Raw genomic sequence first — 20,951 nt, forward strand, 5'->3', positions numbered from 1 at the left:
TTGAGGGAGATTCAAATGAGGATTCAAGAACACATAATCAACAAAGTTGTTGTAGATATAAATACGAGTTCTAAAAAGGTAGCTGAAGAGCTTAAAAATTCTGTAGATACTTTTTTAAAAGAGGAAATATTTCCTCTTATTGAATCCTTTTTTGAGTCTATTTCCACAACAGATCAAATCATAAAATTAATTCCTAAACTTAATTTAAATATTGATTTGAGCGGTTTTACTTCATCGGTATCTTCCGAGAGTTTTAAAATTGAAGTAAAACGAAATATTTCTGATCAATTAAAAGAAATCATAAACCAACCAGAGGTTCATAATATTGAAATCACGGAAAAATCTGTAGAGAAATCGAAAGCTGATACGTTCTTTTATTTTATGGAAAACGGAACTTTTTCTTGGTGGAATAATTATACGGAGAATTACAATTTTACTAGAAAAGACTTATTTGAAATAACCGAAACTGTAAATTACAATTCTAGCTTTTTCAATCTTTTGAAATCGGTAAAAGCAAGAATTCGATTGTTGAATCAGTTTTTAGATGAGGAATTACAACTATTGTTTTTAGGTGTTTCTCAAAAGCCACAAGAATATGTTTTTCTTTTAAATGAAATTATCTCGTTTAATAAGAAAAATCAAACTAACAATGAGTTCAGAAAAGAAATATGGAACGCTTTTATAGAGTTAACAATTCAAGGAAACATTCAAATATTATTCGAGTTATTGTTGGAAAATCAATTGTTTTTTGAAAACAATAATCTTCAAATAGAAAAAGAAACAATTCATTTATTTATAAAGTCTATTTTTCAAAATAAACCTGAAGTAAAGAATTTATTGCCAACAAGTTTCCTAGATAATCTTTTAGAAGTAAAGTTCTGTTCACCCAATTTAAATGTAAAACCTGAGTATAAAAAAACAGATAAGAATCAAGATATAAAAATAAACACTGAGTTATCAGAAGAAAATAGTTTACAATCTGTATTAGAGCGAAATTCTAAAGAAAAAAAAGATATCGAAAAAACTGAATTGACATTAAATAAAACAGAAGAGAATTCAATCCTTTTGAATTCTTTTGAAACTAAAAAAAAGCTAGAAAATATTGAAATTATTGATGCTCAGTTTTATAATGATTTTAATTTACAGAGAGAGAATGATAGAATTGAATCTGATTCTGGAAATGAGGAAGTTTCTACAAGTAACATAAAAAATTCTGAGCAAACATTTTCAGAATTTGAAGAGAAATATTCAGTAAAACCAACTGAATTGTTGGAAGGAAATTCAACTACTATAATAGCAAATAGTTCAAGTAATATTGAAAATAAAAAGCCAGAAAATGAAGAGTTAGTCAAAAAGGTTGCAGAAGAATCTAGTGAAAATAAAGTTATTCAAAATGAAAAAAATGCTAGTGTAATTTCGCCATCCTCAAATAATAGTTTCGATTTAAAAAATGGAGATGATTTTTCAAAGGAATTATTGATTTCCAAAAATGATAAAGAGTTGCTTACAAAAGAAAATAATGAAGAGAATTCATCGATTTCAAACTCGCAAAAAGTTGCTAAGAGTAATGAAAGAATTGATGTTTCAACACCAAAATCAACAAGGCCAAATAATGTGTTGATGAAAGAAGTAGCTGAGGTTTCTTCGAGAAAGAATATGAAACATCAAACGAATCAAAAACCAGCAACATTGAGAAACTTGAAAGAACTATTTAACGGATTTACAATGTCTAAATCGTACATAATTAATAATGCTGGACTTATATTAATTCATCCATTTCTCAAACAGTTTTTCGCTTCTAATAATTTACTTAATGATCACAACCAAATTATAAAAACAACTGAGGCTGTTCATCTTTTGCATTATGTTGCAACAAAAAAAGAAAAGCAAATTGAGAGCAATTTAATTTTTGAAAAGTTCTTATGCAATGTGCCAATTGAGGAGTCTATTGATAGAAATATTACACTTACCGATGAGATGAAAGAAAGTGCAGAAAATCTTTTAGAGTCGGTGGTGTTTAATTGGGAGATTTTGAAAAGTTCTTCGCCAGATTTAATTCGAAACGAGTTTATACAAAGACAAGGAAAATTAGATCTAACAAAGGAAAACCCACAAATTACAATTGAAAGAAAAACACAAGATATTTTATTAGATAAATTACCATGGAACTACAGCTTATGCAAACTTCCTTGGATGAAAAAATTATTGTTTACAGACTGGTAAATCGGTCATTCTAAGTAGCACATTATAATTAACCAAGTTAAAAATGAAAACTAAATTAACCTACCTAATTCCAATTATTATTACAGGTTTCGTACTTGTAAATATCAACTTAGAGTTAATCAGTTTAAAACCGATTGAAGAAGTAGAGCTAAGTACATTATTCATGTCTTTTCCAATCATTTTAGCATTAACAGAAAGATTTAATGAAGTTTTTATTGTGTGTAAATCCGAAACTAGAGATAGTAACATAAGGAAAACAACATTGGCATCTTTTAGTGTTGGAATATTATTAGCAATTGCAGGCTTTCGCATATTAGAAAGGTTTATGGAAGTTCCTTCGGAAGCTTTTGAAATTCAAGTAATCATTTTCAAATTTATAGATACTATTTTAACGGCAGTGGTTATTGCTGGAGGAACAGATGGTTGGCATCAAATAGTTGGCTTAATACGAGACATTACAAAGTCGAAAAGAGAAGAAACAAAATCAACTAAAACTGTGTAATCTATGTTTACAAGGGATCAAAAGCACGGAAGAAAATTCCAAACGGTAAAAGAAAATAAAACATTTATCCAGCCAAAGTTGAAAATGGGACAACCCGGAGATAAATATGAAATTGAAGCCGATAAAATGGCTGATAAAGTTGTAAATAAATCAACTGGAAATAAAAATATACAATCAAAAGGAAGTGAAGACGAAGTACAGAAAAAACCTTTAGCATCCGAGATAACAACATTTGTTCAAAAGAAAGAAAGTTCTGAGGAAGATAAGCCTATTCAAAAAATGGAAGAAGAAGAGGCTGTTCAAAGTAAAGAGGAAGAGATTCAGAAAATGGAAGAGCAAGAGGCTGTTCAGAATAAAGAAGAAGAGGTTCAAACGAAAAAGAATAACACAAAAAAAAGTACAACTTCGAATTCTTTTGAAAGTAGATTGAAAAGAGGAAATGGAGGGCAAAAAATGGATATTTCAATCAAACAAGAAATGGAGTCAGGATTTGGTGTTGATTTTTCAAATGTAAGAATTCATAATGATGGGAACTCTAGAGAATTAAGTGGAGAAATTGGTGCGCAAGCATTTACACACGGAAATGATATCTACTTTAATAAGGGAAAATACAATCCTGAGAGCAAGGAAGGTAAGCATTTGTTAGCTCATGAATTAACACATACGATTCAGCAAAAAGGAAGGTTAGAAAGATCTATTCAAAAAAAATCTGTCGTTCCAGGAACTGAAGATAAAGACAAAAATAAACTTAAGAAATACAAAACAGCATTTCCGTATTTCTATAAATACATGACAAGTCATTTTGGAGAGTATTTAACAGGGAGTGAAAAAATTAAAAAAGCATTGTTGAAAAATTCTGTAGGTATTTTAACTGAGGAAAAGATAAAAGAAACAACTGATTTTGAAAAAGGAAATGGACCTGCAATTGAACTTGTCGAATTCTCGAATCCTAATCAACATGGAGAATATTTTTATCAAGGAAATACCATAAAACTTGACTATCGATTGGTTGAGAAATATGAAGAAATTATGTCAAATCCTAATGCAAGTGCTGAACAAAAAAATGCAATAAGTATTAGTTTAAATCAAGTACTCATTAATGAGTTTACGCATTATGGAGATGCAATAGATGGAATCGATGCGATTAAAGATGAAAAAGGAAATGTGGTAAACAATATGGAACCAGGAGAAGGAGCAGAAGGGAATTTCACATCTAAGTATGATGAAGGAAATGAGGCAGTCGCTGAGATTTTTAAGTTTTACGGAAGCTCTATGAGAGATGGACTACAAAATTACGCTTTCCATGCAAAAGGAATATATCTTGATCCTACTACATTAAAAGAGGTAGAAAAAGATATTTCCGTAATCGATAAAAGTGTACTTCCGCCAATACCTAGAATAATTAAATAGAAGAGAAGATGGCAAACACAACCAATACAAAATTTTCAACTTCGGTAATGGCAATTACAGGTTTAATTACGGCCATTGGAAGTATTATTACAATACTTTTTAATGTGGGAATTATAGGTAATAAAGGAGATGATAAACGTCAAGATCTTCAAAAGAATATTCCTAAGGAGGTTGTAGTTAAAGAAGAAATAACTCCTAATATCATCGAAGAAAAAGAAGTAAAAATAATTACAAAAGACGAATTAAAAGTTCAAAAAAAAGTAGCAGTCAAAGAGTTTAATTTAACTGGAAGATGGATAGATATAAATAATCCAACTGGAAGATATGAAATTACGCATGATAATTCAAGAGGTATAACTTTTACTGAATACTCATTAATTTTTGGAGAATGGATAGCAACTGCTGAAGGATCAGGAGAGGTGAATTCAATGAGTGTAAATATTCCATATACAACCTATGTCGGAACAAATGGAAAATTCACGGGAAAAATCACGAATAATGGAAAAATAATAGATGGACAGGTAAAAGATTTTAATGCAGGTATTACTGCAGAACTAAAACTACAAAAGCAGTAAAACATGTTTGCACCGAAAGCTCGACATAAAAAGCCTAATACCCGTAACTCGAAATCAGGAAACTCTTTTATTCAGCCCAAAATGAAAGTAATTAAACCTGATGTTAGAAAAGCTGAAGAGTTAGGGAAAGAAGCATCTAGAGAGTCTAAAAATGAAGTGATTTCTCCAGTAAAGAAGGAAACATCTGCTTTCTTTGCACCAAAAAAACATGTCATTCCCTCTCAAAAATTAAAAGGAGATAAAAAAGAGAACGAAAAGAAGGACGAAACAAAGGAAAATGATGTTGCAAAAACAGAAGTAAATTTAAAACGTAATGATGTATCAAATACAGGAGTAAATATTGATGTATCCAACATTGGAAAGGGTTCAGTTATATCTTCTGTAGGACCTAAAAATATTAGTGCTTCTTCAAATTCTTCAATTCCTAACAAAGGAATGGCTAAAGATGGAGAAAAAGGTCAGGAAAAAAATAACGAGAAAGAGCAAAATAAAGAAGGTGAAGTAGCAGAAGCTAAAATACCAAAAGCACCTACGAAACCAGAAGATGATCCAGCTTTTCAAACTCAAATTGATGCTACTGAAAAAGCAAAGGAAGAAAAATCACAGCATCCTGAGCCAGATACAAAAGTAAATGAACAGAAAGAGGCTGGTCACGCTTCTCCTGCAACTCAAACGGCTAAGAATAATCAACAAGCGCATGCAGCTTCTATGGAGTCTACTTCTGAACAAGAAAAGAAAAGAGAGCCATTTACACCTGAATCCTTCAAGAAATTATTAGAGAAAAATCTTGACGAATTAGAAAATCAGTTGCCAAGAAATTCAGAAGAAGCTCAAGAATTTAGAGATGAAAAACCAATTGATGGAATTAAAGAAAATATTTCAGGACAAGTAACTGCTGAGAGCGATAAACTTGCTGGGCCAATGAAAAAAGAAGCGGATAAACCTGCTCCTGATAGTGGACAACCAACATTGGAAGCAACACCGTTACCTGTTGCAGATGCTGGAGCACCACCAAAACCATTAGATGCAAAAGCTTCAATTCCAAAACCAAAAACAAGTCAAGAGATTTCTATGGAAAAAGAAAGTCAATCTCTTGATGATTACATGAGCGAAAACGAGGTTACTGATGAGCAATTAGCAAAATCAAACGAACCTAAATTTACAGGAGCTTTAGACGAGAAAAATAAAGCGCAAACTGAAGCGAAATTAGCTCCAACGAAATATAGAAAAAAGGAACAAGCACAATTAGGTGCGGCTCAAAAAACAGCAACATCTACAAGTAAGGAAGGTTTAGACCAAATGCAAGCGGCTAAATTACTTTCTGAAAATACAGTTCTAACGAATCAAACAACCAATAAAACAAACGATAAAACCGAGCAGGAAAAAATCTACGCAGAGTTTGAAACTATTTATAATGAAACAAAGCAAAAGGTGACAGAAAGTTTAGAGAAGTTATCTGAAAATGTAGATAAAAAGTTCAGTAAAGAAGCAGAAAGTGCTCAGAAAACATTCGAAAAAAATGTAGAAGATGGTTTGGGTGAAATTTATGGTTGGACGGTAATTGATGATTGGATTTTTGGAGAAGATACAGAAGCAATAGATCGATTATTTAGATCAGAGAAAAGGAAGTTCGTATCTACTATGAATACTGTTTTAGATGATATTTCTGTAATCATCGCAGATGGCTTGAATGGAGCACTAGATGCTATTGAAGATGGAAAAAAGAAATCTAAAGAGAAGTTTGATAGTCTTGATGAATCTCAAAAGAAATTGGCTGAAGATGCGTATAATGATTTTAATGATCAATATGCAGATTTAGAAGATAGTGTATATGAAAAACAAGAGGAATTAGCCGCTAATTTAGCACAGTCTTACAAAGAAAATGTAGATGTACTTCAAGAAAAGTTTGATGAAATCAAAGAAAAAGTAAGTGCTGGATGGATTGGAGCAGCATTAAATGCTTTAGCGGGTGTTGTAAAAGCAATCTTAAAAATTAAAGATTTACTTCTGAATTTATTAGCAGCTGCCGTTAGTGCAATTGGTGCAATCATTTCTGATCCTATCGGATTCTTAAGTAATTTAATTAGTGGAGTTAAACAAGGTTTTGTTGATTTTGGAAACAATATCAAGAAACACATGATTAAAGGTTTGATTGAATGGTTAACAGGTTCATTAGGAAATGTTGGTATTACAATGCCAGATAATCTATTTAGTTTATCAGGAATATTCAGTTTAGTGGCACAAATGCTTGGATTAACCTGGGATTATTTTAGAAGTAAGGCAGTTAAGTTATTAGGAGAACCAGTTGTAGAAGGAATGGAAAAAGCTGTTGAGGTGTTCCAGATTGTGAAGAAAGATGGGGTTACTGGTTTGTGGGAATATATCAAAGATCAGTTTACGAATTTGAAAGAAATGGTGATGGATGCGATTCGCGATATGGTAATTACTAAAGTAATTGAAGCGGGAATTAAATGGATTATGGGATTATTGAGTCCAGCAGGAGCTTTTGTGAAAGCCGCAATGATGATTATTGATATTGTAAAATTCTTCGTGGAACGTGCTGCGCAAATATTTGAATTAGTAACAGCATTTATTAATAGTATTAAAGCATTAGCAGCCGGTAACGTAAAAGCCGTAGCAAAAGGAATAGAAACAGCATTAGCAAAAGCATTACCTGTACTAATAAGTTTCTTAGCAGCATTAGTTGGAATTACAGGGCTTACAGGGAAAATCCAAAAAATTATAAAGAAGGTTCGTAAGAAAATAGACAAAGCCATCAATAAAATAATTAAGAAAGCAAGAAAGGTATTCCGAAAATTATTGAAGAATGGAAAACCAAAAATTAAGAAAGGAGTAAAAGGACTGTTACAATGGTGGAAAAAGAAGAAAAAGTTCAAAGCTAAAGATGGTAAATCGCATACTTTATATTATAAAGGAAGAGGTAAGTCTGCTAAAATGATGGTTGCTAGTACTCCTACAGTTGTCGAGGTAATGCTAAACCATAAATTAAAATCAGCAGACGATACTCAGAAAGGAAAAATTCTGCAAGCAATAAATCTGCATAAAGAAACAGAAAATTTACAGATAGAAATAGAGAAGGTAGAAGGGGCAAAACAAAAACAGAAAGATTTAGATTTACAACGAAAGTTAAATACGCTATCTGTCCTAATGTCTGAAATAATGGTAGAAGGAGATGCTGAAGTTAAAGCTTTCTTAGGTAAATATTTGAATCAGAATGTATACATTAAGTCTGGAAAAAGGTTAAATAAAGTTTTTGAAAAGGCAGCGAAAAAAGTAGGATATGAATTTTTTACTGTTGACGATCCTAATTTGGCAAAGCAAATAAAGAGAGCTTCAGGAAAAGCTAAAACTAATCCACCTTTAACGATTGAAAGTTCATCGAAAGTTTTAAAAGAAGGTTCAGGTACATCAAGCAAGCCAGAGCACGAAAACTTTATACCTGGAAAAATAGAAATAAAGAGTACAGAGAAAGGAAAATATGAGGCGTCTTATAAAACAAAAACTGCAGATGGAAAAGCAGGCCCAGAGTTCAAGTTGAATATATCTTATGAACAAGCAGAGGATGGAGTTCCAGATAAGGTTCAGTATAGAGAAGTTGAGGCAAAAAAATTATCAAGCAAACCAAGTGGAATTGGTAGAGGTAAAACAGACAGTGCTAGCGTTTTCCATAATGCGCATATCATTGGAGATCAATTTGGAGGTTCAGGTAGAAATTCATCATTAAATATTCATCCTTCATCACCTGATTACAATACCAAAGATATGTTGAATGTGGAAAATCAAATGGCATCTCATTTCAAAAACAAAGGAGGTAAATATAATCTTACAGCGAAAGCAAAATTAGTTGATGATAAAGAGTCTACGGGGCACTTGAAGAAACTATTAAATGATGAGTTTACTAAGGATAATTCTAAGAATATAAAGTTTGTTAAAGACGCTGAAGATAAAAAGGCAAAAGATCAGCTTATAAGTACACTTCAGAGTGCTATAAATAAAGATATGAAGGCTGTACCTGCTAAATTTATGAGTATAAATTATAAATCGGAGAGTTTAGGAGAAGAGTTTGCATCAGGATTGGAAACTACAATGAAAGGAGATGATAGAGAAGAAAAGGCGACAACAACTGTACAATCAGATAAATCAATTACAGTAGGAGAGGACAAGGGTTTTGATGAGACTAAAAAACAATTTTTAGCATCTAAGAATAAATAGTGGCTTTTTGCCATTCGTTTATATACATATACAAGAGTGCTTTTCCCCTTTTTATTTAATTGTTTTCCTTATGATTTGAAACATCGATTGACTAACTTTAAAGACCATTAAACTTAAAATCTTAATACAATGAAAAAAAACTGGTATCAAAAAGAGCTAGTTATTAAAAGCACGCAAAAACGCAGAGGTGATAACAATAACCGAAAAGATGTTCGTAAAATACAATCTTGGTTAACATTATACAGTATTCAAAATCCACATAGCGGAACTGCAACAGATATTGATGGTGATTTTGGTCCTGCCACTGAAAGAGCAGTAAAAAATTTTCAAAGAGAAAAAGGCGTAGTGGAAGATGGAGTAGTCACTCAGGAAATGTTTGATTTGCTATGTTTTAATTTGAAAGATGCCTTTGATAAACCTTTATTAAGTGATAATCTTAGAGACTTAGTTATAGAAGCTGCTGAGGCTCATTTAAAAAATCATCCATTTGAGCTTATTATTGGAGGCGAATCAAATAGTGGACCTTGGGTTCGTTCTTACATGGATGGAAACGATGGAACTCCTTGGTATTGGTGTATGGGATTTGTTCAGGCAATTATCGATCAGGCAGCAAGTGTTTTAGATAAGAATTTCAAAACATTAATGCCTAACACTTACAGTTGTGATACAGTCGGAACAATAGGTTTAAATAAAGGACTTTTAACAAGATATACAAAGCTTAGAAAGGACACTTCATTAATCAAACCAGGAGATATTTTTTTAATTCAGAAATCTTCATTTGATTGGGTACATACAGGAATAATTATATCGATAAATGACGATGTAATTGAAACAATTGAAGGAAATACAAACATTGCTGGTTCAAGAAATGGAGTGGCTGTATTGAAAAGAACAAGAAATTTAAAGAAGTCAAAAATAGACGTTTTTTCTATTGAACCTTTAGTGTAAAACATGAAAGAAACAACGCACATTAATTTAACTAATACTTCGCATTACGACCAGAAATTCTCATATTTAAGAGAGGTCATTCATTATCGTTTAAAAAAGGAGTTCGCTAACGACGATGTACTATTTCCTGTATTTGATCACGTAATTAGTGATGAGTCTGAGTTTTCAATATTTGCAAAGAGGTATAAGTTGAATTATCAAGAGGTATTGGTATTATTAATTGCTTTAGTTCCTCATATCTTACCAAGTTTTTTCACTGATATTATTGCAGATTTTTTTCCAAACGGAGGAGAGTTTCCTGGTTTTGGTGGTGTAAAAGGCAAAAATCACCGTGGAATATTACCAACAGGAGAAACCTTGGTTTATATCTTAGCCGGAAATAATACTGCTGAAAGAGCAAAAATATTAGATAGAATTATTCATAATAGCGTACTTTTTAGAGATGGCGTTTTAGAAATGGAAAGAGTGCCTTATGGAGAACCTTTTATGAGCGGTAAAATTATTTTGAATCAAGAGTATGTGCTAAAACTTTTAACAGGAAATGAAATAAAACCTGAATTAAGTCAAGAATTCCCAGCAAGCTTAATTACTACTAATTTAAATTGGGATGATCTAGTTTTAAGTAACAAAACATTATCAGAAGTAAGAGAAATAGAAAATTGGCTCGAATACAATGATGTTTTAATGAATGATTGGGGAATGCGATCTAAAATTAAACCAGGATATCGTGTGTTGTTCTGTGGAGTTCCAGGTACAGGAAAAACTTTAACAGCGAGTTTGCTAGGAAAATATACAGGTAAAGATGTTTATCGAGTAGACCTTTCAATGGTCGTTTCTAAGTATATTGGCGAAACTGAGAAGAATCTTTCAAAACTTTTTGATAAATCGATTCATAAAAATTGGATTTTGTTTTTTGATGAAGCGGATTCTATTTTCGGAAAAAGAACCAATGTTAGAGATGCACATGATAAATATGCGAACCAAGAAGTTTCTTATTTATTACAAAGAATAGAAGCGCACCCTGGACTTATCATTTTAGCTTCTAATTTTAAAAATAATATTGATGCAGCGTTTACTCGACGCTTTCATAATATAATTGAATTTAAACCTCCAGGTTATGAAGAACGGTCAATTTTATGGAAAAATAATTTACCGAAACGAATCGAACTTGAGGATTCGTTAACAATTGAGGATTTGGCTAAAAAATTTAATATAACAGGATCAAATATTGTTAATATTATTCATTATGCTTGCCTAAAAACACTTGCGAATAAAAAGAATAAAATTCAACGTCAGTATATTTTAGAAGGGGTAAAAAGAGAATATTCTAAAGAAGGAAAAACTATTAATATCAGCTTTTAAAAATGATCCTTAATCATTAAATTTTTGTGTTTAATCAAGTTATGTTAATCCACGATTGGATTATACCTTTCTGCCAAAGAGAAGCATAAGACAGGTTTTAACAAATACTGATAAAATAAATTGATATGTTTTTTTGTTGCGGGGTTTATAATCAGATAGTTAAATTTATGATCCTTGAATATAGGTGATAATACTAATCTTCTTTTTTAGTACTATGTTTTTAGGAAGTTTGATTTTCATCTACAATTGTTTTTTAATTACAATTCAACGATAATGATTGTCCAATTGACAATTATCTATTTTAAAATTTGCATCAATTCTTTCCATATTACTTTTTGATTTCCTAAACCTTATAAATTTCTACCATTAATTTTGTTCGTTAAAATAAATATCTTTTAATTCGGTATATAGTATTTAATTTCTTCGTATTCAGTAAGTGTGTTAAAGAATCGTTTAAAATCTATATAAATGTAACTAGTTAAAATTTTATTGATCATTTGTGCCAGTTAACCATTATTTGTCTTAACCTTATAAAATATGACGAGAAATCAGTAATTAGAGCAGTTTTTTATAGTTAGATATTGTAAGGTAAATCTGGTTATTTTAATGGTAGGTTAGTATCTGTATTTAAGTCACAAAAATTAAGTATCCGAAAATGGAATAAAGTTACTTTGTCATAAATGTTATGAAATTTATGTATTCTACTAAAGTGTAAATTAAAACACCTGTAACCATAAAGTTAAAACTATTAGTTACGTATTAAAATCGCATAATCGATTGTCTTGATTATGAGAGGTCAAATAAAAAGAATAGAAATACACTTAAAGCTAGAGATTGTAAACGTTGGTTTAAAATTATGAAGAAAATTAAAAAAAAAGCATCGCTGATTGCGATGCTTCTGTTGCTCCCCCTCTTGGGCTCGAACCAAGGACCCTCTGATTAACAGTCAGATGCTCTAACCAACTGAGCTAAGGAGGAGTTTGCGACACTTTTCGTGTTTTGCGAGTGCAAATATAACACCCTTTTTTTAATCTGCAAGCTTTTTTCTAAAAAAAATGGAAAATTATTTTTAGATCATCAGAATTAAAATTTTAAAAATAGAATGCTATTGTACTAAAAATTGTATTTTTGTCCTTGTTATTCTTATTACAGAAAAGTACAATTGTATATATGGACAAGTTTTCGTTCTTAAATGCAGCACACGTAGGTTTTATTAGTGAGCTGTATGAACAATACCAAAAAAACCCAGATGCAGTAGAACCAAGCTGGAGAAGTTTTTTCCAAGGTTATGATTTGGCTAACGAGAATTTTTCGTTAACTGATGAGGAAGAAGAAGTTGAAATTCCTGAAGAAGTTCGTAAAGAATTTTTAGTAATCGATTTAATTAATGGATATCGTACAAGAGGTCATTTATTTACCAAAACCAATCCAGTAAGAGAACGAAGAAAATATACACCAACTCTAGATTTAGAGAAATTTGGATTAACTCAAAACGATTTATTAACTGTTTTTAGTGCAGGACAAATCTTAGGAATTGGACCTAAAACATTAGATGTAATTATTCAGCACTTACAAGCCATTTATTGTGATAGTATTGGGGTTGAATACATGTATCTAAGAAATCCAGAAGAAATTAAATGGTGGCATAATCGTTTAAATCAAAACGATAACCATCCAAATTATAATTTAGATGAGAAGAAGTACATATTATCTAAATTAAACCAAGCTTCAACATTTGAGAGTTTTTTACAAACTAAATACGTAGGGCAAAAACGATTTTCAGTTGAAGGAGGAGAAACATTAATTCCAGGAATTAGTGTTGCATTAAGAGATGCAGCTGAAAAATTTGGAGTTCAAGAATGTGTTTTAGGAATGGCGCATCGAGGACGTTTAAATACATTAGTAAATATCTTCAAAAAACCAGTTCGTGATTTATTTAGTGAGTTTGAAGGTAAAGATTTTGAAGATGAAACAATTGATGGTGATGTAAAGTATCACTTAGGTTTAACTTTAAGTAAATCTTACAGAGGAGGTCAAGAGATGAAGATGAACTTAGTTCCGAATCCTTCTCACTTAGAAACTGTTGATGCAGTTGCTGAAGGAATTGTAAGAGCTAAAGTTGATTTAGATTATGATGGTGATGATACCAAAATTCTTCCAATCTTAGTACATGGAGACGCTGCAATCGCAGGTCAAGGAATTGTATATGAAGTCGTGCAAATGGCGCAATTAAATGGATATAAAACGGGAGGAACCATTCATGTTGTTGTAAATAACCAAGTTGGATTTACCACAAATTATTTAGATGCTCGTTCGAGTACTTATTGTACCGATGTAGCGAAGGTTACTTTGTCTCCAGTTTTACACGTAAATGCTGATGATGCCGAAGCTGTTTGTCATGCAATGCAAATTGCAGTCGAGTATAGAGCTCGTTTTAAAAAGGATGTTTTTATTGATTTATTAGGATACCGTAAATATGGTCATAACGAGGGAGATGAGCCTAGCTTTACACAACCTAAGTTATATAAGATTATTAAGAAGCATAAAAATGCTAAAGAAATTTATGTAGAAAAATTAGTAGAAGAAGGTTCGATTACAAAAGATTACGTAAAACAAATTACTGAAGAATTTAAAAATCATTTAGAAGCTGAATTTACAGAGTCTAAAAAGAAAACAACTTCTAAGATTCAAGATTTCATGCCAGATGTTTGGGGTGGATTTGTTCGAAAGCAATTAGAAGATATGTTGCAGCCAGTTGATACTAGTTATCCAGTTGATTCATTAAAAGAAATTGCAAAAGTAATATCGTCAACACCAGAAGGACATAAGTTTGTGCGTAAAGCAGAACGTATTTTACAAGGTCGTTCTAAAATGGTGTTCGAAGACAATAAATTAGATTGGGGTACAGCTGAGAATTTAGCATATGGTACTTTATTAGAAGAAGGGTTCAACGTTCGTATTTCTGGAGAAGATGTCGAAAGAGGTACATTCTCACATCGTCACGCAATTATGCGAGACGAAAACACATTAGAACGTGTTAATCTCTTAAATACTAATCCGAATAGCAAAGGAGAATTAACAATCTTCAACTCTCATTTATCAGAATACGGAGTTTTAGGTTTCGATTACGGTTATGCAATGGCAGCTCCAAATACTTTAACTATTTGGGAAGCACAGTTTGGTGATTTTGCTAACGGAGCACAAATCGTTTTCGATCAATATATTTCATCTGCTGAAGATAAATGGAAACTACAAAACGGATTGGTAATGTTATTACCACACGGTTATGAAGGTCAAGGTCCAGAACATTCATCTGCGAGAATAGAACGTTTCTTACAATCGTCTTCTACGGATAACTGGACAATAGCGAATTGTTCAACACCGGCGAATATTTATCATATTTTACGTCGCCAAATGAAGCGTGAATTCAGAAAACCATTAGTAGTTTTTACACCGAAGAGTTTATTGCGTTTACCAGCTGCGGTTAGTACAATAGAAGAATTAGCTGAAGGAGGATTTCAAGAAGTTATTGATGATACTATTGATACTGCTAACGTGAAGAAAATGGTATTTTGTACAGGTAAATTTTATTACGATTTATTAGCAGAAAGAAATAAGTTAGAAAGAAATGATGTTGCCTTAGTAAGGATAGAGCAATTATTTCCATTACATAATGATAAAATTAAAGCTGTAATGGATCGATATCCAAACGTTGACCGTTATGTTTGGGCACAAGAAGAACCTAAAAATATGGGATCTTGGTCTTACATGTTAGAGCGTTTTGAATTAGCTCGATTAGAGTGTGCTTCTGAAGAATATAGAGCGGCTCCAGCAGCAGGTTCAAGTGCACGTTTTAAAGAACGTCATCAAACAATTATTGACAAAGTTTTTGATAAATAACGAATAAAATAAACTCAGAAAAAAAAGAAAATATGAGTGTTTTAGAAATGAAAGTTCCTTCTCCAGGGGAATCAATTACAGAAGTAGAAATAGCAACTTGGTTAGTTGAAGATGGTGATTATGTAGAGAAAGATCAACCAATTGCAGAGGTTGATTCTGACAAAGCAACATTAGAATTACCTGCGGAAGAAAGCGGAATTATCACTTTAAAAGCTGAGGAAGGAGATGCAGTAGAAGTTGGTGCAGTTGTGTGTCATATAGATATGAGCGTTGCTAAACCAGAAGGAGGTGAGGAGAAAAAAGAGACTCCAAAAGTAGAAGAAAAAAAGGAAGCTCCAAAAGCAGAGCCAACTAAAGAAACTTATGCAACAGGAACAGCTTCTCCAGCAGCTAAGAAAATTTTGGCTGAAAAAGGAATGAATGCTTCTGACGTAAAAGGGTCAGGAAAAGATGGTAGGGTTACGAAAGATGACGCTGTAAAAGCAATTCCATCAATGGGAACACCAGGAATGGGATCAAGAGGAGTTGAGCGTAAAAAGTTATCAATGTTACGTAGAAAAGTAGCAGAACGTTTAGTTTCTGTGAAAAACGAAACAGCAATGTTAACTACGTTTAACGAAGTAAATATGCAACCAATTTTTGATTTACGTAAAGAGTATAAAGAAGACTTTAAGGCAAAACATGGTGTAGGTTTAGGTTTTATGAGTTTCTTCACTTTAGCTTGTGTTCGTGCATTACAAATGTACCCAGCGGTAAATTCAATGATTGATGGTAAAGAAATGGTGTCTTATGATTTCCAAGATATTTCAATTGCAGTTTCTGGACCAAAAGGATTAATGGTGCCAGTAATTAGAAATGCTGAAAATTTAACTTTTAGAGGTGTTGAGAGCGAAGTTAAGCGTTTAGCTATTAGAGCTCGTGAAGGTCAAATTACTGTTGATGAAATGACTGGAGGAACGTTCACAATTACTAATGGTGGTGTGTTCGGTTCTATGTTGTCAACTCCAATTATCAATCCTCCACAAAGCGCAATTTTAGGAATGCACAATATCGTTAATCGTCCAATGGCTGTTAATGGAGAAGTAGTTATTCAACCAATCATGTATGTAGCTTTATCTTACGATCACAGAATTATTGATGGTAAGGAATCTGTAGGTTTCTTAGTTGCTGTTAAAGAAGCATTAGAAAACCCAGTGGAGTTTCTAATGGGAGGAAATCCTAAGAAGGCTTTAGAAATGTAATCTTATTACATATTGAGAATATAAATTTAAACCCTATACTAAATCAGTGTAGGGTTTTTTTATGTAAAAAATACTTACTTGTTTAATGGAATCAAAGAATCAAAAAACTGCTATTACCTCCGAAAGAATTGAATTGCTAGATGTGTATAGAGGATTTGCTATTCTTGGAGTTTTTGTTGTTAATATTGTAATTATGAACTCAACGTTTTTGAATCAAGATGAGTTCGCTAAACAATGGACTTCTAGTTTAGATATTGCCATTCAGAAAGTATTACAGTTATTTTTTTACACCAAGTTTTTTCCAATTATCTATCTGCTATTTGGTTTAGGAATTTCAATGCAAGCGGTTAAACTTTTTGAAAAGGAAAAATTAACCAAAGCTTTCTTCTTTAGACGAATGTTTTTCCTATTTGCGTTTGGGGTATTACATATTTTACTTCTCTGGTCTGGAGATGTTTTGAATATGTATGCTTTGTTAGGTTTATTTACGGTTTTTTTGATTAAGAAGTCTGATAAATTAATACTTGGTTTATCAGTGTTCTTTTTATTATTTCCGTTTTATGATTACATATTTGAGCCCAACGCAAACTTTTTTAACAGCAATAGTTGTGTTTACTTTTCAGATAATTTTTAGCAAAATTTGGTTAAAGTATTTTCAGTTTGGTCCAACGGAATGGCTTTGGAGATGTTTAACTTACAGGAAGTCATTTAAACTAAAAAGAAACTAAGAAGGGATGATTATTCTTTGGCGAATTTAATGTCAAATGATTTTGCTGGATATCCATCTATCATAATCTCAGTACTTGTTTTATAAGCGTATATACTATCTTTTTTAGAGAAGTTTTTACCAACGATATTATAAGTAAGTTTCACCTTTTCAATAGAATCAGAAACCTTTAAAATATTATTTACCACTGTTATATTTTCAATGTTGATGCCTTCTAAATTTTTGATCTCGATAATATCATTTTGAGATAGATTTTGTAATTGTGATATTAGATCTGTTTCAAAATCCGGATGAATCTCTTTTAATTTTAGTAAGTCAAAATACCTCGTAAGTTTCTCTTTGAAAATTGCGTTTTCACTTTTTTCAAATTTAACTACATTAGAAATTACTTCCTCTATTGCAGCTTCTTTATTCAAAGATGAATCATTCGCACAAGACCAAAGAAATAATACCCCGATTATGTAAATTAGTTTTTTCATTTTACAATAAATTTAAGTTTTACAATTTTCTCGTTTCGAATAGATTTATCTAATATTTTAATCCGATTTAAACTCTTAGTTGGCGTAGAAATAAGTTGAATGAAACTCATTTTTGAATATATTTCAACTCCTAATCGATTTCCATAAAAACGATAAATTTCAACCTCGTCATCAATTAAATTATCAAGCTTTGCTTTGTGAGCTTTCCAATCTTTAATGTTATTATTTGCATAATAATCTAACATTAAAGAATAATCATCAGAGGCAATTCTAACCGTACTATTATTGTTAGATGCAAACGTACGTTTTATCGTGTCAGTTTTGTGGTAAGGAGAAGAGACTACGAAAGTAATTTGATCTTCGGAAGTTGAATAACGAAAGCATCCTGTTGTATCTGTTTTGAAATAAAGTGGCGATTCATTTAGTGGAAGTATCGTAATGTCCAAATTAGTTTTAGTAATTGGGGTATCTGTAATATGGTCAACAAAACAAAAAACGTAATCATGAGTTTTAGGTTGAAAGAAATACCAGCTGATTAAACCAATCCCAATTATTAAGGCTACTATTTTGGTGTAATTGTTTTTCTTTGGAAGAGATTTTTGATGTTGATTTACGAAATCATTCCAGTTTAAATAACCAACATATTTACTGAGTAAATTCAGAATATCTATTCTTGGTAATTTATCCGTTGAATTCTTACAATAGGTATAAAACCATTTTTCACTTACTTTTCCTTTAACTTTTTCGAATAAATCTTCTTGAAAAAGCACGATATCTTCTCCTTTCCATTCTTCAATAGTATTGGGAGCGCTATGAGTTTTTAAAAAAGTGGCAACAATCTCTTTTTTAAGTAATTCAAAGTGAAAAATATCGGTTTTCTCTCCAGACAATTTAATCTCTTTTTTTCTGTAAAACGTTTTACAAAGCTTTTACAAGTGTTTTACAAACCTATGTTTCATTGTAAAAATAAGTTTGTCGATATAATTATTAAATATAAAATTATGAAAGTTTATTTAAAAGGAATTCAATTTCGAACTTTAATTGTAGTAATCCTTTTCTTTGGATTTGTTTCTTGTCATCAAGGTGCTGAGTATAAAGAAAACATTTCTGTTTCTGAGGTTAATGATATCGCTAATAATTTACCAAGTAAAGAAATCGAAGTGGAGTTAAAAAATGTCAAGATTCATCCGAATAACAAAATTGACCAGTTAAAAATGATTAAGTCAGGTACTTTAAAATTAAAGGTAAAAAACGTAAATAAAACAACTGCATGTATTAAAAGAGTTACTGAGAATTTCAATGCTTATATAGCTAATTTGAAATATGTAAATAATTCATATCAAAAAGAGAATAGATTTAAGATTAAAGTACCGAAGGAATATTTTGATGTGTTATTAGATAGTATAAGCAATTATGCTGAAGTTGTTGACCAAGAAACAATAAATACACAAGATGTTACAGAGCAATTTGTAGATGTGTCTTCAAGATTAGAGACAAAGTTACAGGTAAAGGAACGTTATGAAAGTGTACTTCGTAAAAAGGCAAAAACTGTCGAGGAGATTATTTATACAGAAGAAAAATTAGGAAGTATTCAAGAAGAAATTGAGGCAGCTCAAGGAAGATTGAAATATTTGTCGAATCGAGTAGCATTTAGTTCCATTGATATTATACTCTATGAGGAAATCCCATATAAAGAAATCAAGATAGAAGAAGTTGCTTTTTGGACAAAAACTAAAGAAGGCTTATTATTTGGTTGGACATTATTAGAAGATGTTCTTTTAGTACTAGTTAATTCATGGTCAATATTATTGTTAATTGCTGTGGGGATTTTGTTTTATAGAAAGAGAAAAAGAGCTTAAAATTAAGTGTTTAGCGTTACAATCTTGCACTTTCTGTGCAGGATTTTTATATCTTTGATTTTTATTATTTTTAAATATAATATAATGCTTTCAAGGCATTTTTGGTTAGCTTTATTTATACTATTTAGCGTGATAGATATTTCTTGTATTTATTTGGATATGAGAGATTTACTTTGGATTCCAAGAACGTTAAGTTTAATGTCAATAGTTTTGTTTGGTTATTATTCAGTAAAAAAAACACCACCTAGTTTTTGGCTTTTAAGCGTATTTATAGTTTTAACAGGTTTTTTATTTTCTCTTGATGATTACACTCTCTTAGGAATGCTTTGTTTATTTGGTTTGCGATTATCTTGGTTAAAGTTAATGTTTGACATAAATACGAAGATTAATAAGAGTATTCTTCTTGTAACTTTTGCCATAGCAACTGTTTTATCAAGTATTGTTTTATACTTGCTATATACAGACTCAATTTTTTATTATTTATCAATTTTAACTACAGTTGGTTTGGTGTTAATATTGTCTACAGCCTTTTCACTATTTACAACGAAAGGAATGAATTTTGGTAACAAAGAAATGCTATTTGCAGTTGCTATTTTTATTATTTCAGACGCATTATCAGGGTCTAAAAAAATCATGGGAACTTCAGTTTTTTATGTAATATTAAGTGTAGTACTTTACAATACGGCCTATTATTTTCTTATGAGAGCTCTAATAAAAAATTATAAGTCTAGTTAACTTTTGATAGTATAACTTATTGTGAAATTTGATATGTATATGGATAATTTTTCCTGATTTTACATTCTTTAATAAATATTAAATTTTTCTTTAATTTCATTAAAACTCATTTTAGCATATTCACTTTTCTGTCTTGCCGATATCGACTGGGAACTTTTTATAATAACATACCTGTATTCCATAAAAAACGTAAATACTTTTGTGCCAGAGTCAGTCGAACTTACTCGCACTTGAATACCTGTTTCATTTGTTCCCTCAAATAGTCCGAATGTATAATATTCATTTTGATCGGAAAAAAAATAGGGTAAGGCGTAAATGCCTCTACTTTCTATTGATTCGTTTGTCCTACCATATACAAGCACAACATCTGTATCAGGGTTTAATTCCGATTCAGTTAGAACATCTAAGCCCATTAAATTTGTAACCTGAGCACCATTTATTGTGTAATTAGCTGTAATCCAATCTGAATAAAATACGTTTGCGGAGCCAGCTTCTCCTTGGGGACCTGTATCTCCGGTGACACCTTGTTCTCCTTGTGGTCCTTCAATTCCTTGTTCGCCATCCTCACCACTACATGAAAAAATTATCAATGAAAATATTATTGCCAAAGAAAGTTTTATTGTGTTATGTATCGTTATCATTTCTTTTGTTTTAAAATAATAAAGTAAATTTAGTAGGAACAAAGTGCAGGAGTATCCAGTATTCTTGAATATCAAAAAAATCGGATAGTGAAGAAGATTTATCTATTGATAAATTT

16 protein-coding genes and 1 tRNA gene are annotated in these 20,951 nt (G+C 31.3%); 13 read left to right on the plus strand and 4 right to left on the minus strand.

The features are described 5' to 3' along the window. Positions 1-15: 15 nt before the first annotated feature. The 7 genes from BTO06_RS18090 to BTO06_RS18120 all read left to right on the plus strand — a co-directional run bounded on the left by BTO06_RS18090 (position 16) and on the right by BTO06_RS18120 (position 11,253). The gene (locus BTO06_RS18090; protein WP_100926642.1) at positions 16-2,223 is read left to right on the plus strand and encodes a contractile injection system tape measure protein; all 2,208 of its coding nucleotides are present in this window, start codon (positions 16-18) and stop codon (positions 2,221-2,223) included. Between the two features lie 43 nt (positions 2,224-2,266). Next, on the plus strand, positions 2,267-2,725 hold the full coding sequence (locus tag BTO06_RS18095; RefSeq protein ID WP_100926643.1) for a hypothetical protein: 459 nt from the start codon (positions 2,267-2,269) through the stop codon (positions 2,723-2,725). A gap of 3 nt (positions 2,726-2,728) precedes the next feature. Further along, positions 2,729-4,135, plus strand: a complete 1,407-nt coding sequence (locus tag BTO06_RS18100; RefSeq protein WP_100926644.1) for an eCIS core domain-containing protein — start codon at positions 2,729-2,731, stop codon at positions 4,133-4,135. Positions 4,136-4,143: 8 nt separating this feature from the next. After that, positions 4,144-4,710 (plus strand): hypothetical protein, encoded by a 567-nt coding sequence (locus tag BTO06_RS18105; protein ID WP_100926645.1) that lies wholly within the window; start codon positions 4,144-4,146, stop codon positions 4,708-4,710. A gap of 3 nt (positions 4,711-4,713) precedes the next feature. After that, on the plus strand, positions 4,714-8,943 hold the full coding sequence (locus tag BTO06_RS18110) for a DNA/RNA non-specific endonuclease (protein ID WP_100926646.1): 4,230 nt from the start codon (positions 4,714-4,716) through the stop codon (positions 8,941-8,943). A gap of 129 nt (positions 8,944-9,072) precedes the next feature. Further along, positions 9,073-9,891, plus strand: a complete 819-nt coding sequence (locus tag BTO06_RS18115; protein WP_100926647.1) for a peptidoglycan-binding protein — start codon at positions 9,073-9,075, stop codon at positions 9,889-9,891. 3 nt (positions 9,892-9,894) lie between these two features. Next, positions 9,895-11,253: an ATP-binding protein gene (locus BTO06_RS18120; RefSeq protein WP_100926648.1), complete on the plus strand. Its 1,359-nt coding sequence runs from the start codon at positions 9,895-9,897 to the stop codon at positions 11,251-11,253. A gap of 904 nt (positions 11,254-12,157) precedes the next feature. On the opposite strand, the gene BTO06_RS18125 is transcribed toward BTO06_RS18120, so the two are convergent. Next, positions 12,158-12,231, minus strand: a tRNA-Asn gene (locus BTO06_RS18125). A gap of 192 nt (positions 12,232-12,423) precedes the next feature. Between BTO06_RS18125 and BTO06_RS18130 the strand changes: the two genes are divergently transcribed. The 4 genes from BTO06_RS18130 (at position 12,424) to BTO06_RS19035 (ending at position 17,122) form a co-directional block, all read left to right on the plus strand. After that, positions 12,424-15,153, plus strand: a complete 2,730-nt coding sequence (locus tag BTO06_RS18130; protein WP_100926649.1) for a 2-oxoglutarate dehydrogenase E1 component — start codon at positions 12,424-12,426, stop codon at positions 15,151-15,153. Positions 15,154-15,185: 32 nt separating this feature from the next. Next, positions 15,186-16,394 (plus strand): 2-oxoglutarate dehydrogenase complex dihydrolipoyllysine-residue succinyltransferase, encoded by a 1,209-nt coding sequence (gene odhB / locus BTO06_RS18135; protein WP_100926650.1) that lies wholly within the window; start codon positions 15,186-15,188, stop codon positions 16,392-16,394. 85 nt (positions 16,395-16,479) lie between these two features. Beyond that, positions 16,480-17,028 (plus strand): hypothetical protein, encoded by a 549-nt coding sequence (locus BTO06_RS18140; RefSeq protein ID WP_100926651.1) that lies wholly within the window; start codon positions 16,480-16,482, stop codon positions 17,026-17,028. Then, positions 16,955-17,122: a DUF418 domain-containing protein gene (locus BTO06_RS19035; RefSeq protein ID WP_100926652.1), complete on the plus strand. Its 168-nt coding sequence runs from the start codon at positions 16,955-16,957 to the stop codon at positions 17,120-17,122. The genes BTO06_RS18140 and BTO06_RS19035 overlap by 74 nt, the downstream gene beginning before the upstream one ends. Positions 17,123-17,132: 10 nt before the next feature. Here BTO06_RS19035 and BTO06_RS18150 read toward each other — a convergent pair whose 3' ends face one another. Together BTO06_RS18150 and BTO06_RS18155 are read right to left on the minus strand one after the other, a co-directional pair. Then, the gene (locus BTO06_RS18150) at positions 17,133-17,600 is read right to left on the minus strand and encodes a hypothetical protein (protein ID WP_100926653.1); all 468 of its coding nucleotides are present in this window, start codon (positions 17,598-17,600) and stop codon (positions 17,133-17,135) included. Continuing rightward, positions 17,597-18,490 carry a hypothetical protein gene (locus tag BTO06_RS18155; protein ID WP_100926654.1) on the minus strand — a complete coding sequence of 298 codons (894 nt, stop codon included), beginning with the start codon at positions 18,488-18,490 and terminating at the stop codon, positions 17,597-17,599. Before BTO06_RS18155 ends, BTO06_RS18150 begins: the two co-directional genes overlap by 4 nt. Positions 18,491-18,601: 111 nt before the next feature. Here BTO06_RS18155 and BTO06_RS18160 point away from each other — a divergent pair, with 111 nt between their 5' ends. Then, complete coding sequence (locus BTO06_RS18160; RefSeq protein WP_157811920.1) at positions 18,602-19,459, plus strand: DUF4349 domain-containing protein; 858 nt, start codon at positions 18,602-18,604, stop codon at positions 19,457-19,459. Positions 19,460-19,618: 159 nt separating this feature from the next. Continuing rightward, positions 19,619-20,194, plus strand: a complete 576-nt coding sequence (locus tag BTO06_RS18165; RefSeq protein WP_100926656.1) for a hypothetical protein — start codon at positions 19,619-19,621, stop codon at positions 20,192-20,194. Between the two features lie 68 nt (positions 20,195-20,262). Here the strand turns inward: BTO06_RS18165 and BTO06_RS18170 are convergent, their stop codons facing one another. Beyond that, complete coding sequence (locus tag BTO06_RS18170) at positions 20,263-20,835, minus strand: collagen-like triple helix repeat-containing protein (RefSeq protein WP_100926657.1); 573 nt, start codon at positions 20,833-20,835, stop codon at positions 20,263-20,265. Positions 20,836-20,951: the final 116 nt, after the last annotated feature.

The sequence above is a fragment of the Tenacibaculum sp. SZ-18 genome (assembly GCF_002813915.1).
In the GTDB taxonomy this organism is placed as follows: Bacteria; Bacteroidota; Bacteroidia; order Flavobacteriales; family Flavobacteriaceae; genus Polaribacter.